Origin of the sequence: Paraburkholderia sp. Cy-641, from assembly GCF_011752945.1 — a bacterium.
Lineage (GTDB): Bacteria > Pseudomonadota > Gammaproteobacteria > Burkholderiales > Burkholderiaceae > Paraburkholderia.
Genome location: NZ_VWWM01000006.1, coordinates 1 through 13,371, shown reverse-complemented (window position 1 = coordinate 13,371; position 13,371 = coordinate 1). Strand labels below are relative to the sequence as shown.

The window sequence follows — 13,371 nt, the reverse complement described above, 5'->3', positions numbered from 1 at the left end:
AGGCTAGCGTTCGAGTACGCACCGTTTTACGACTTACAGGCGACCTACATGATCCCCGTCACCATCCTGACCGGCTTTCTCGGCAGCGGCAAAACCACTCTGCTCAAGCGCATCCTGAACGAAAAGCACGGCATGAAGATCGCCGTCATCGAGAACGAGTTCGGCGAAGAGAACATCGACAACGACATCCTCGTGCAGGACAGCAACGAGCAGATCATCCAGATGAGCAACGGCTGCATCTGCTGCACGATTCGCGGCGACCTCTCGCGCGTGCTGGGCGATCTGGCCGCGAAGAAGCAGTCCGGCGAAGTGGACTTCGACCGCGTCGTGATCGAAACCACCGGCCTCGCGAATCCGGGCCCGGTCGCGCAAACCTTCTTCATGGACGACCAGATCGCGGGCGAATTCCTGCTCGACGCGATCATCACGCTGGTCGACGCGAAGCACGCGAACCATCAGCTCGACGAACACGAAGTGGTGCAGCGCCAGGTCGGTTTCGCCGACCGCCTGTTCGTCACGAAGGCCGATCTCGTCGACGAACAGCACGTGGCCGATCTGCGCCACCGTCTGCTGCACATGAACCCGAAGGCGGCGATCAAGGTCGTCAATTTCGGCGAGGCGGACATCAAGGAAATCTTCGATCTGCGCGGCTTCAACCTCAATTCGAAGCTCGAAATCGATCCGGACTTCCTCACCGAAGACGAGCACGCGCACAGCCACGCGCATGCGCACGACGAGCACGGCCACACGCACGCCGACCACGCGAACTGCGATCACGAGCACGGCCATTGCGACCACGAAGGCCACGATCACGGGCATCACCACCACGCGCACCACGACGACAAGATCAAGTCGTTCGTGTACCGCAGCGACCGCCCGTTCGATGCGAACAAGCTCGAAGACTTCCTCGGCGGCATCCTGCAGATCTACGGCGAGCATCTGCTGCGCTACAAGGGCGTGCTGTATATGAAGGGCGTCGATCGCAAGGTCGTGTTCCAGGGCGTGCACCAGATGATGGGCAGCGACCTCGCCGCGAAATGGCAGCCCGCCGAGAAGAAGACCAACAAGATGGTGTTCATCGGCATCGAACTGCCGCGCGACCTCATCACCGACGGGCTCGACGCCTGTCTCGCCTGAGCGGCCGCCCCGCTCCCTGGCGGGCCCGGGAAGGTACATGGCCTGCCGCGCGCGCCGTGCGGCAGGCAGTGCGTGTCATGGCCACGGTGTGCCGGGGCGCTCGCCGCGCATCGCGGCACCGGGCCGCAACCCTCTGCTAAAAGCACGGCTCGGCGGTGCCCAAGCCAGTCGAAAGCCAATAGTATGAAAAGCGCGTGAAAACCCTGTTGTATCAAACAGCGCACGACCATCGCTTTTTGGCCTTGTGCGCGTTATATTTTCAGGATATCAATGCGCCACAGACAGATTTCCGCCAGTTGCGGTGCCGTATTGTGATTCAGTTACAATACGGGCCCACTGGAGAATGACAACGAATTGCCCGGTCGCGCGTATCCCGCGGCGGGCCTGAAATGGCGCCGGAAAATCTTGTCCGGAGACACGCCGAAAACGTCGGCGAGCATGGCCCGAAAGGGCACGCGCTTGCCGGCAAGCGATGCCTCGGGAGCATGTGAGAATCGGTTTCCAGAGGAGTTCGGCCCCGCAGCGGCGTAGCTAGCAACGCCCGGCGCGTGGTCGCGAGGCGCTTCGGCGTCACGACAGCCCAACGTTCGTGGCCACCCGGCGCTGTGCGTCCGCGCAATGCCTGTGCGGGCAATACGAGAGTGCGGGCACTATGTAAGAGTTTTGCCCCACATTGAAGAAGTAAGCCAGATGACGACGAAACGACTCTTGACCGAAGCCGAAATCCTGAAGATGAGCGACAAGGATTACATGAATGAGGATCAGCTCGCCTTCTTCAAGAACAGGCTCGAACAGTTGCAGGCGGACATTCTCCGCAATGCCGGCCAGACGACCGAAAATCTGCGCGAAACGGTCATCGTGCCGGACCCGGCCGACCGCGCGACGATCGAGGAAGAGCATGCGCTCGAACTGCGCACGCGCGACCGCGAGCGCAAGCTGCTGAAGAAGGTGCAGCAATCGATCGCGCGCATCGAGGCGGGCGATTACGGCTGGTGCGAAGAAACCGGCGAGCCGATCGGCATTCCGCGTCTGCTCGCGCGGCCCACGGCCACGCTGTCGCTCGAAGCCCAGGAGCGCCGCGAACTGCGCCAGAAGCTGTTCGGCGACTGAACGCCGGCGGCGCGGGCTGCGGCCGCGCGCCCCACAACGCTGCTTCGTCGAGAGGCGCACGGTAAGCCGTGCGCCTTTTCTTTTGGTGTCGTCTTTTTTGTCGTCCATTCGGTGCGGTCCTTCCGGTGCCACCACCTTCCCGCCGCGAGCCGCCGCCGTGCCCGGCCCGCCGTTCGCGCCCCCCTCGCGCCACGCTTCCTGTTTTTCGTCCTATGCCTTTTGGCCGATCTTGATATGGGCGCGCACGCCCTAAAATAGACCGGACATGCGCTCACGAGCGCGCCGGCCGGCGCGCCGTCCGCTGACAGGATTCATGCGGTAGCGCGCCGCGCTATCGCGTCCTACCCGTTTTGCAAAGAGGAACGCATATGGAGCAATTTCACGGCACGACGATCGTTTCCGTGCGCCGCGGCAACAAGGTCGCGCTCGGCGGCGACGGCCAGGTGACCCTCGGCAACATCGTCATGAAAGGCGGCGCGAAGAAGGTCCGGCGCATCTACAACGGCAAGGTGCTGGTCGGCTTCGCCGGCGGCACGGCCGACGCCTTCTCGCTGCTCGATCGCTTCGAAGCGAAGCTGGAAAAGCATCAGGGCAATCTCACGCGCGCGGCCGTCGAGCTGGCCAAAGACTGGCGCACCGACCGCATGCTGCGCCGCCTCGAAGCCATGCTGATTACCGCGGACGCCACCACCACGCTCGTCATCACCGGCAATGGCGACGTGCTCGACCCCGAAGGCGGCATCTGCGCGATCGGCTCGGGCGGCGCGTATGCGCAGGCAGCCGCGAAGGCGCTCGCCGACAACACCGAACTCTCGCCGCGCGACATCGTGGAAAAGTCGCTCGAAATCGCCGGCGACATGTGCATCTACACGAACCACAACCGCGTCATTGAGACGATCGAGTAAGGACCCACGATGAGCACCATGACCCCTGCCGAGATCGTCTCCGAACTCGACAAACACATCATCGGCCAAGGCCGCGCGAAAAAAGCCGTGGCTGTCGCGCTGCGCAACCGCTGGCGCCGTCAGCAGGTCGAAGAGCCGCTGCGCCAGGAAATCACGCCGAAGAACATCCTGATGATCGGACCGACCGGCGTCGGCAAGACCGAAATCGCGCGGCGCCTCGCCAAGCTCGCCGACGCGCCGTTCATCAAGATCGAAGCGACCAAGTTCACCGAAGTCGGCTACGTGGGCCGCGACGTCGACAGCATCGTGCGCGACCTGATCGAAATCTCGGTCAAGCAGACCCGCGAAACCGAAATGCGCAAGGTGCGCACCAAGGCCGGCGACCTCGCCGAAGACCGCATTCTCGACATCCTGCTGCCGAGCGCGCGCGCGGTCGGCTTCGGCTCGGGTTCGGGCGCGGCCGACACCGCCGACGAAGGCGGCGCCACGCGTCAGACGTTCCGCAAGCGCCTGCGCGAAGGCATGCTCGACGACAAGGAAATCGAGCTCGACGTCGAGCAGCCGCAGGTCGGCATGGACATCATGGGGCCGCCGGGCATGGAAGACATGACCGAGCAGATCCGCTCGATGTTCGCCAACATCGGCGGCGGCAAGAAGACGCGCCGCAAGATGAAGGTCAAGGAAGCGCTGAAGGTGCTCACCGACGAAGAAGCCGGCAAGATGCTGAACGACGAGGAAGTGAAGACCAAGGCGGTGCAGAACGTCGAGCAGAACGGCATCGTGTTTCTCGACGAGATCGACAAGATCGCGTCGCGCAACGAAGGCGGCGGCGGCGAGGTGTCGCGTCAGGGCGTGCAGCGCGATCTGCTGCCGCTCGTCGAAGGCACGACGATCAACACCAAGTACGGCATGGTGAAGACCGATCACATCCTGTTCATTGCGAGCGGCGCGTTCCATCTCGCCAAACCGAGCGATCTGATCCCCGAGCTGCAAGGGCGCTTCCCGATTCGCGTCGAACTCGATTCGCTGTCGGTCAACGACTTCGAGTCGATTCTCGTCTCGACGGATGCGAGCCTCGTCAAGCAATACCAGGCACTGCTCGCCACCGAAGACGTGCACCTCGAATTCGCCGACGACGGCATTCGCCGTCTCGCCGAAATCGCGTACTCGGTGAACGAAAAGACCGAGAACATCGGCGCGCGGCGTCTCTATACGGTCATCGAAAAACTGCTCGAAGAAGTGTCGTTCTCGGCCGGCAATCATTCGGGCCGCACGGTGCAGATCGACGCGGCGTATGTCGATCGCGCGCTGAACGAAGTCGCGGAAGACGAAGATCTGTCCCGCTACGTGCTGTGATCGCGTAATCGCGCTCGAAGCCGATGCATGAAAAAACGGGCGGCCTTCAACAAGGCAGCCCGTTTTGTTTTATGCCGCTCACCATCACTACGTGGTCGCAGCGCCTCGAACCGCGCGCGCCACGCCGAGCGCGCGCGCCTCGCCCTACCGTACCGCCTACTGCCTGACCGGCCGCTTCGCGAGCTTGCGCTGCAAAGTCCGCCGATGCATGTTCAAAGCACGCGCCGTAGCCGAAATATTGCCGCCGTTTTCCGCGAGCACGCGCTGGATATGCTCCCATTCGAGCCGCGCAACCGACAGCGGCTGTGGATTCTCGATCGCTTCTTCGGCCTGCACCGCGCTCGCCTCGCTTTGCAGCGCCGACAGAATCGTCTCGACATTGGCGGGCTTCGCGAGGTAGTTGTCCGCGCCGTCCTTCACGGCCTGCACCGCGGTCGCGATGCTTGCATAGCCGGTCAGCACGAGCATGCGCGCATCGGGTTGCAGATCGCGCAAGGGCGCCACGAGCGTGAGACCGGAATCGTCGCCGAGATGCAGGTCGACCGTGATCTCGCTGAACTTCTGCTGATTCGCCAGCCTGATCGCTTCGTCCGCGTTGTGCGCTTCGCTCACGGTGTAGCCGCGCCGCGTCAAACCGCGCGCAAGGATGCCGGAGAACACTTCGTCGTCGTCGATCACCAGAAAATTCTTTTCGCTCATGCCTGTTTCTCCGTATTGGATGGCGCGGCGCCTCGTGGGCTCGCGCCGGAAAATTTGCGCCCGGCCAGCGGCAGCCGTAGCACCGCGCGCGTGCCGCGCGGTTTGGCCGCCTTGACGTCGGTCAGCTCGATCGAGCCCCGCAGACGCGCCGCCGCCGAGAAGGCCAGGTACAGCCCCACGCCGTGTCCGCCCTGCGTGCTCTCCACCGGCATCGCGCCGAGCGAGCCGCGCAACGCGGCCGGAATGCCCGGGCCCGCGTCGCACACGTCGAACTCGATCTGATCGCCGCGCGCCGCGAGCGCGCAGGACAGCGTGACGTGATCGCGGCTCGCGCGCGCGGCGTTGTCGAGCAGGATCGTCAGGATCTGGCCGACGGCGACCATATCGTCGATGCTCGCGTCCGCGGGCGGAGCGCCGATCCGCTCGAACCTCACGTGCGGATGACGCAGGCGCCACTGCTCGGCAAACGATTCGAGCCATTCGCCGACCGGCTGGCGGTTCGTCGTGGTCGTTGCGCGGCTGCGCAGACGCGCGAGCGCGGACGTGCAGAGCGTCATCTGCTGCTCGAGCAGTTCGAGATCCGCGCTGTAGGGCGCGAGCCCCGCGTCGGTGCGCGCCGCGTCGCGCAATTCTTCGGACAACATGGCGATTGTAGACAGAGGCGTACCGATTTCGTGAGCCACGGTAGCCGCCTGCACGCCGAGCGCGACCGCGCGTTCGTCGTGAAGCAAGCGCTGCTGCGCTTCTCCGAGCGCTGCGTCACGTAGCCGCAGCGCGCGCGACATGCGCGCGACGAACCATGCGATCAGCCCGACGCTCACCATGAAGTTGACCCACATGCCGGCGCGGTAGTACTCGAACAGGTTCGCGGGATTGTCGAGATTGAGCGGCACGGAATCGAAACCGAGCACCGCATAGCAGGCGACCGCGAATGCCGCGAGCCAGGCCATCAGACGCCAGGGCAGCACGGCCGCGGCGATCGCGAGCGAAGGGAGATAGAGCGAAACGAACGGATTAGTCGTGCCGCCCGAGAGAAACAGCAGCGCGGACAGCACGCCGAGATCGACCCATATTTGCCCGAACAGCTCCATGTTGGACTCGGGCCGCTGCTGCGCAACGCGCCACCACGTGAGCGCGTTGAACAGAACTTCGAGCGTGATGACGAGCAGCATCGCCGGCAACGGCAGATTCACGCCGATGAAGATCTGCACGAACGCGATAGTCACCAGCTGACCGATGATCGCGAGGCTGCGCAGCCAGAACAGATGACCGAGATTGACCCGGCCGGTGTTGGTGATTCGGTGCATCATCGGCGTTGCTCGGTCCCGGACTCTCCTTGCCTCGCGCGCGCGATCTCCGCGACCAGACATTCCGGGCACAGACAGCGGCTCGCCGGATCGAGCCGTTCGGCCGGCAGCGGTTGCAACTCGCGGCACCAGCAATCGAACGGCTGCGCATGCATGCCGCAGTCGAATGCGCTACCGCAGCGCGAACAGCGCGCGCTGTGCCCGGAACGGACGGAAGAAGATGCGTTCATTGCAGACCGGAAGAGGATTGCGGAAGGACGCCGCCAAAGGCATCGCTCGGGAAATGATGCCACGATCGGCAGCGCCGGTGCATCGGCCATCCGGCTGATTCACAGCCGTCATGCAGGCGCGTTAAGCTTGCTCCTCGCTTCGTCCGCGAAAGTGGTCCTGGTGCGGTACGCCAATCGCGCCCTGCCCGTCGCTCGCGCCGTTGCGGAAAACCCTGTTGCAGCGCGCCAGTCCTGTACAATTCGCGCTGTTTTAACTGTTTCCTGCCCGAGCCTGCCGCCATGTCCGAGCTTCCCGACCTCTCGCAGATTGCGCCCACCCTGAAGGCCGAAATTCTGGCCGAGGCGCTGCCCTACATCCGCCAGTACCACGGCAAGACCGTGGTCATCAAATACGGCGGCAACGCCATGACCGAGGAACGCCTGAAGCAGGGCTTCGCGCGCGACGTGATTCTGCTGAAGCTGGTCGGCATCAATCCGGTCATCGTGCACGGCGGCGGTCCGCAAATCGACCAGGCACTGAAGAAAATCGGCAAACAGGGCACGTTCATCCAGGGCATGCGCGTCACCGACGAAGAGACGATGGAAGTCGTCGAATGGGTGCTCGGCGGCGAGGTGCAGCAGGACATCGTGATGCTGATCAACCACTTCGGCGGCCACGCGGTCGGCCTGACCGGCAAGGACGGCGGCCTGATCCACGCGCGCAAGATGCTGATGCCGGATCGCGACAATCCGGGCCAGTACGTGGACATCGGCCAGGTGGGCGAGGTCGAGTCGATCAACCCGGCCGTGGTGAAGGCATTGCAGGACGACGCGTTCATTCCGGTCATCTCGCCGATCGGCACCGGCGAAGACGGCCTGTCGTACAACATCAACGCGGACCTCGTCGCGGGCAAGCTGGCGGTCGTGCTGAACGCCGAAAAGCTCGTAATGATGACCAACATCCCCGGCGTGATGGACAAGGAAGGCAATCTGCTGACCGATCTGTCGGCGCGCGAAATCGACGGCCTGTTCGAAGACGGTACGATCTCCGGCGGCATGCTGCCGAAAATCTCGTCCGCACTCGACGCGGCGAAGAGCGGCGTGCGCTCGGTGCACATCATCGACGGCCGCATCGAGCATTCGGTGCTGCTGGAAATCCTGACCGAACAGCCGTTCGGCACGATGATCCGCTCGCATTGATTCCGGCGCCGAGCACCGGCCACACGCGGCGCGTGTGCCGGACGGCGCGGCTGGCCGGTTGTGTGGATCGCGCCGGTATGCCGCAACAGCGGTCGCGGTGGCCGCAACGGCGTTACAGGCGCCCGCGCAAACCATTCGGTTCGTCCCGCCGGCACGACCGGCGGACGGCAACACGAGTAACACCGCCCGCCTCGTGCCGCCACCGTGCTTGCATCCGGGCGCCCCAGCTTCCCCGCGGCAAACCGGCCGGCCGCCTTGGCGGCATGAAGCGCCCGTCAGCGCCTGAAGGTCTCCACCATGCGCACCTCCACTTCACGGCGCCGCCGTCCCAACATCGCGGGCGGCAAGCCCGTCTGGCTGTTCGACCTCGACAACACGCTGCACCGCGCATCGCACGCCATTTTCCCGGCGATCAATCACGGGATGACGCAGTACATCATCGACGCGCTGCACGTGGACATCGACGAGGCGAACCGTCTGCGCACCGGCTACACGCAGCGCTACGGCGCCGCGCTGCTCGGCCTCACGCGCCACCATCCGCTCGACGCGCACGACTTCCTGAAGGTCGTGCACACTTTCCCCGATCTCGGCTCGATGATCCGCCACGAACGCGGCGTCGCGCGCCTCGTCGCGGCGCTGCCGGGCCGCAAGATCGTGCTGACCAACGCGCCCGAAGCATACGCGCGCGCGGTGCTGGCCGAACTGCGCATCGAACGGCTGTTCGAACGCGTGATCGCGATCGAACACATGCGCGACCGCCGCCAGTGGCGCGCGAAGCCCGATCACGCGATGCTGCGCCGTGCAATGCGCGACGCGCACGTGTCGCTGAAAGACGCGATCCTCGTCGAAGACACGCGCTCGCACCTGAAGAACTACCGGCGGCTCGGCATCCGCACGGTGTGGATCACCGGCCACCTGCCGCGCCGCCCGCACGCGGACGGCGTGCCGACGCGCCTGCCGGGCACCGGCCGGCCGCATTATGTCGACCGCAGCATTCGTTCGTTAAAATCGCTACGACTGGGCACCCGCTCGGTTCGATGGAAGGGACGCAAGCCGGGACAGTAGCCACGAAGCCGCCACCACAGCAGCCGGGGGACAGCCATGCAGCCGATCGACAAGCCTCACGAAGCCTTAGCCGAACGCTCCCCCGCGGCGCCCGCGGCCGCGCCCACCGCCACACGCGCACCACGCCCGAAACCGGGCGAGCGCCGCGTGCATATCCTGCAAACGCTCGCGGGCATGCTCGAAGCGCCGAAGGGCGAGAAGATCACCACGGCGGCGCTCGCCGCCCGGATCGGCGTGTCGGAAGCGGCGCTGTACCGGCACTTCGCGAGCAAGGCGCAAATGTTCGAAGGACTGATCGAGTTCATCGAGCAGACGCTCTTCGGGCTCATCAATCAGATCACCAGCCACGAAAGCAACGGCGTGCTGCAAGCGCGTTCGATCGCGCTGATGCTGCTCAATTTCCCCGCGAAGAATCCCGGCATGACGCGCGTGCTGACCTGCGAGGCGCTGGTCGGTGAACACGAGCGGCTGACCGAGCGCGTGAACCAGATGCTCGAACGCGTCGAGGCCTCGCTGAAGCAGTGCCTGCGGCTCGCGCAAACGGAAGAACTCGCCAGTGCGCACGCTCACGCGGATCAACCCGCCGAGCCGGACGCCACGACACACGCCACGCTGCCCGCCGGCTACGATCCCACGATCCGCGCGAGCCTGCTCCTGAGCTACGTGATCGGCCGCTGGCACCGCTATGTGCGCAGCGGTTTCGCGCGCCCGCCCGCCGAACACGCAGAGGCGCAACTGCTGCTGATTCTTCAGTAGTTCTTTCAGTCGTCTCCGCGGTCTGCCCGCGCCGCTGTCGCGCGGAATTTTCCGCTATACTTTGCGCCTGATGCCGCCGCGGCCCGTCGATGCACAACGGACCGCGCCAAGGCATTCCGAACACGCTGCACCCGGCTTTACCCCTTGCTTCACACCTTTCCACGCGCCGATTTGCTGACTCGATTGCGGGCGCGCGAACCACTGGCCAACGGCCCGCGGTTCACTATAAATGCGGCTAAAGAGGTCGTCAGCTGCGCACACAGCCTTCTCCTCCGTGCATCGCCGACGCCGTTTAGCCGCCCTGTTGACCCAATGGCGGAATGAATGGAATCCATCGGCATCGTCGCTCCCCAAAAAATGCATTTCACCGAGCCGCTGCCATTGCGCAACGGTAGCTCGCTCGCCGGCTACGACCTGATGGTCGAGACCTACGGCACGCTCAATGCCGCGCGCAGCAATGCGGTGCTCGTGTGCCACGCGCTCAACGCATCGCATCACGTGGCGGGCGTCTACGCCGACAATCCGAAAGACGTCGGCTGGTGGGACAACATGGTCGGCCCCGGCAAGCCGCTCGATACCGACAAATTCTTCGTGATCGGCGTGAACAACCTCGGCTCGTGCTTCGGTTCGACCGGGCCGATGAGCCTCGACCCCGCCACCGGCAAGCCGTATGGCGCGACGTTTCCGGTCGTCACGGTGGAAGACTGGGTCAACGCCCAGGCGCGCGTCGCCGACACGTTCGGCATCACGCGCTTTGCCGCCGTGATGGGCGGCAGCCTCGGCGGCATGCAGGCGCTCGCGTGGAGCATGATGTATCCGGAGCGCGTCGCGCATTGCATCGTGGTCGCGTCGACGCCGAAGCTCTCCGCGCAGAACATCGCGTTCAACGAGGTCGCGCGCTCGGCGATCCTGTCGGACCCCGACTTCCACGGCGGCGACTACTACGCGCACGGCGTGAAGCCGAAGCGGGGCTTACGCGTCGCGCGCATGATCGGCCACATCACGTATCTCTCGGACGACGACATGGCCGAGAAATTCGGCCGCTCGCTGCGCCGCGCGGAAGGCGCGCTCGACGACTACAACTTCAACTTCGACGTCGAATTCGAAGTGGAGTCGTATCTGCGCTACCAGGGCGACAAGTTCGCCGACTACTTCGACGCGAACACCTACCTGCTGATCACGCGCGCGCTCGACTACTTCGATCCGGCCAAGGCCTTCGCCGGCGACCTGACCGCCGCGCTCGCGCACACCACGGCCAAGTATCTGATCGCGAGCTTCTCGACCGACTGGCGTTTCGCGCCGGCGCGCTCGCGCGAACTCGTGAAGGCGCTGCTCGACCACAAGCGCACGGTCACCTACGCGGAGATCGACGCGCCGCACGGTCACGACGCCTTCCTGCTCGACGACGCGCGCTATCACAACCTGCTGCGCGCCTATTACGAACGCATTGCCAACGAGGTGAACGCATGAACCAGCGAGCCCTTGATTACCTGGCGTCGCGCCCGGACTTCCGCGCGATCGCCCGCTGGGTCGAGCCGCGCGCGAGCGTGCTCGACCTCGGCTGCGGCGACGGCTCGCTGCTGTCGCTGCTGAACGAGGAACTCGACGTGCAGGGCTACGGCATCGAGATCAACGACGCGGGCGTGCTCGCGGCGACGCAGAACGGCATCAACGTGATCCAGCAGAATCTCGAAGACGGCCTGCGTCTCTTCGAAGACGGCAGCTTCGATTTCGCGATCCTGTCGCAGACACTGCAAACGATTCATCAGACCGCCGCGATCCTGCGCGAGACCGTGCGCGTCGGCAAGGAATGCATCGTCTCGTTTCCGAATTTCGGCTACTGGGCGCATCGGCTGTCGGTGCTGAACGGGCGCATGCCGGTGTCGAAGTCGCTGCCTTATCAATGGCACAACACGCCGAACGTGCGCGTGCTGACCATCAAGGACTTCGAAGCGCTCGCGCCCGAGGTCGGCATCGAAATTCTCGATCGCGTCGTGCTGCACGACGGGCAGGTGGTACGTTGGGGCGTGAACTGGCGTGGTAGTCTTGCGGTCTATCGCGTCACGAAAAGCTAAGCTTAGTTATCCACATGTCGAACCCGCCGCACGAGGCGCCCGCACTTACCGCTCACGAAGAACATCCCGGCTGGCGCGCGTTTTTGAATACGCGCATGCTGATCTGCGTCTTTCTCGGCTTCACGTCGGGACTGCCGCTGTTTACGCTCGTCTATCTCGTGCAGGCGTGGCTGCGCTCCGAAGGCGTCAATCTGAAGGAAATCGGCCTCTTTGCGCTGATCCAGTTTCCCTACACATGGAAGTTCGTCTGGGCGCCGCTGATGGACCGCTACGTGCCGCGTCTGCCGGGCTGGCGTCCGGGCAGGCGGCGCGGCTGGATGCTCGTCACGCAGTTGCTCGTGGCGGGCGCCATGGCAACGCTCGGCTTCGTGTCGCCACGCGAATCGATCTGGACCGTCGCGGCGCTGACCGCGCTGGTCGCGTTCTTCGGCGCGAGTTCCGACATCGTGATCGACGCGTACCGGCGTGAATTGCTCAGCGACACGCAGCAGGGCCTAGGCAATGCGGTGCACGTGAACGCGTACAAGATCGCGGCGCTCGTGCCCGGCTCGCTCGCGCTGATTCTGTCCGATCATTTGCCGTGGAGCACCGTGTTCATCGTGACGGCCGCGTTCATGCTGCCGGGCGTTCTGATGACGCTGCTGGTGCGCGAGCCCGAGGTGCACGGCAAGCCGCCGAAGAATCTGCGCGAGGCGATCGTCGAACCGTTCAGGGAATTCATTCAGCGCGACGGCTGGCGCGGCGCGCTCTTCGTGCTCGGTTTCATCTTTCTGTACAAGCTCGGCGATACGATGGCGACCACGCTGTCCACGTCGTTTTTCCTCGACATCGGTTTTTCGCGCACGCAGATCGGCGTGATCGCGAAGACCACGGCATTCGGCGCGAGTCTCGCGGGCGGTATCGTCGGCGGCATCTGGCTGATGAAAATCGGCATTGGCCGCGGCCTGTGGATTTTCGGTTTGCTGCAGATCGTATCGACGCTCGGCTTCGCATGGCTCGCGCATCTCGGCCCGGCTTCGCCCGGTCTCGCCGCGATTTACGACATCGCGGTCGCAATCAGCCAGGGCACGACGAAGCTGCTCGCGTTCGTCGGCATCGACTGGTCGGTGCAGCTCGATCCGCGCTCGGTCGCGCTCGCGCTCGTCTACGGCTTCGAGACCTTCGCGACCGGCCTGACGATGGCCGCGTTCACTGCCTACATCGCGAGCACCACCGATCCGCGCTACACGGCGACACAGTTCGCGCTGTTCACGAGCCTCGCCTCGGTGCCGCGCACGCTGGCGTCGGCGGCGAGCGGCTACGTCGTCGCGAAGATCGGCTGGTTCGACTACTTCCTCGTGTGCACCGCGCTGGCCGTGCCCGGCATGCTGCTGTTGCTGCGCATCGCGCCGTGGAGAACCCGGCCGTGACAGTCACGCTTATCACACGCATGCGGCGCTTCGCGGCGGCGCGCGCTTTCCCGGTCGAGGCAGGCCGCGCGGCGCGATGCGCGGTATGGCTGCTCGGCTGCGCGGGCATGACGCTGGCGCTGCCGCCGGGCGCATGCGCCGCG

The 13,371-nt window shown here is 64.8% G+C and carries 14 protein-coding genes; 10 read left to right on the top strand and 4 right to left on the bottom strand.

The genetic code is table 11. The features are described 5' to 3' along the window. Positions 1 to 48: 48 nt before the first annotated feature. The 4 genes from F3J20_RS04765 to hslU all read left to right on the top strand — a co-directional run bounded on the left by F3J20_RS04765 (position 49) and on the right by hslU (position 4,508). A complete protein-coding gene (locus F3J20_RS04765) occupies positions 49 to 1,137 on the top strand; it encodes a GTP-binding protein (RefSeq protein WP_167282221.1) in 1,089 nt (362 codons plus the stop codon). Positions 1,138 to 1,827: 690 nt separating this feature from the next. Next, entirely contained in the window at positions 1,828 to 2,247 is a 420-nt protein-coding gene (dksA, locus tag F3J20_RS04760) for an RNA polymerase-binding protein DksA (protein ID WP_008923580.1), read from the top strand. 368 nt (positions 2,248 to 2,615) lie between these two features. Beyond that, positions 2,616 to 3,152, top strand: coding sequence for an ATP-dependent protease subunit HslV (gene hslV / locus F3J20_RS04755; RefSeq protein ID WP_013088078.1), 537 nt, complete (start codon positions 2,616 to 2,618; stop codon positions 3,150 to 3,152). Positions 3,153 to 3,161: 9 nt separating this feature from the next. Continuing rightward, complete coding sequence (hslU, locus tag F3J20_RS04750) at positions 3,162 to 4,508, top strand: ATP-dependent protease ATPase subunit HslU (RefSeq protein ID WP_167282219.1); 1,347 nt, start codon at positions 3,162 to 3,164, stop codon at positions 4,506 to 4,508. Positions 4,509 to 4,664: 156 nt separating this feature from the next. On the opposite strand, the gene F3J20_RS04745 is transcribed toward hslU, so the two are convergent. The 4 genes from F3J20_RS04745 to F3J20_RS04730 are packed head-to-tail and all read right to left on the bottom strand — an operon-like array spanning position 4,665 to position 6,856. Continuing rightward, positions 4,665 to 5,207 carry a response regulator transcription factor gene (locus F3J20_RS04745; RefSeq protein WP_167042162.1) on the bottom strand — a complete coding sequence of 181 codons (543 nt, stop codon included), beginning with the start codon at positions 5,205 to 5,207 and terminating at the stop codon, positions 4,665 to 4,667. Next, complete coding sequence (locus F3J20_RS04740) at positions 5,204 to 6,514, bottom strand: ATP-binding protein (protein WP_167282343.1); 1,311 nt, start codon at positions 6,512 to 6,514, stop codon at positions 5,204 to 5,206. Before F3J20_RS04740 ends, F3J20_RS04745 begins: the two co-directional genes overlap by 4 nt. Next, positions 6,514 to 6,744: a cysteine-rich CWC family protein gene (locus tag F3J20_RS04735; protein ID WP_167282345.1), complete on the bottom strand. Its 231-nt coding sequence runs from the start codon at positions 6,742 to 6,744 to the stop codon at positions 6,514 to 6,516. Before F3J20_RS04735 ends, F3J20_RS04740 begins: the two co-directional genes overlap by 1 nt. Further along, on the bottom strand, positions 6,686 to 6,856 hold the full coding sequence (locus F3J20_RS04730; RefSeq protein ID WP_167282209.1) for a hypothetical protein: 171 nt from the start codon (positions 6,854 to 6,856) through the stop codon (positions 6,686 to 6,688). The genes F3J20_RS04735 and F3J20_RS04730 overlap by 59 nt, the downstream gene beginning before the upstream one ends. Before the next feature lie 167 nt (positions 6,857 to 7,023). Here F3J20_RS04730 and argB point away from each other — a divergent pair, with 167 nt between their 5' ends. The 6 genes from argB (at position 7,024) to F3J20_RS04700 (ending at position 13,228) form a co-directional block, all read left to right on the top strand. Next, entirely contained in the window at positions 7,024 to 7,923 is a 900-nt protein-coding gene (argB, locus tag F3J20_RS04725; protein WP_167042160.1) for an acetylglutamate kinase, read from the top strand. 297 nt (positions 7,924 to 8,220) lie between these two features. Next, complete coding sequence (locus F3J20_RS04720; RefSeq protein WP_167282217.1) at positions 8,221 to 8,988, top strand: pyrimidine 5'-nucleotidase; 768 nt, start codon at positions 8,221 to 8,223, stop codon at positions 8,986 to 8,988. Positions 8,989 to 9,024: 36 nt separating this feature from the next. Next, positions 9,025 to 9,744 carry a nucleoid occlusion factor SlmA gene (slmA, locus tag F3J20_RS04715; protein WP_167282215.1) on the top strand — a complete coding sequence of 240 codons (720 nt, stop codon included), beginning with the start codon at positions 9,025 to 9,027 and terminating at the stop codon, positions 9,742 to 9,744. A gap of 324 nt (positions 9,745 to 10,068) precedes the next feature. After that, positions 10,069 to 11,214, top strand: coding sequence for a homoserine O-acetyltransferase (locus F3J20_RS04710; protein ID WP_167042154.1), 1,146 nt, complete (start codon positions 10,069 to 10,071; stop codon positions 11,212 to 11,214). Further along, a complete protein-coding gene (gene metW, locus F3J20_RS04705) occupies positions 11,211 to 11,819 on the top strand; it encodes a methionine biosynthesis protein MetW (RefSeq protein WP_167042152.1) in 609 nt (202 codons plus the stop codon). The genes F3J20_RS04710 and metW overlap by 4 nt, the downstream gene beginning before the upstream one ends. 14 nt (positions 11,820 to 11,833) lie before the next feature. Beyond that, entirely contained in the window at positions 11,834 to 13,228 is a 1,395-nt protein-coding gene (locus F3J20_RS04700) for an AmpG family muropeptide MFS transporter (protein ID WP_167282213.1), read from the top strand. Positions 13,229 to 13,371 lie beyond the last annotated feature (143 nt).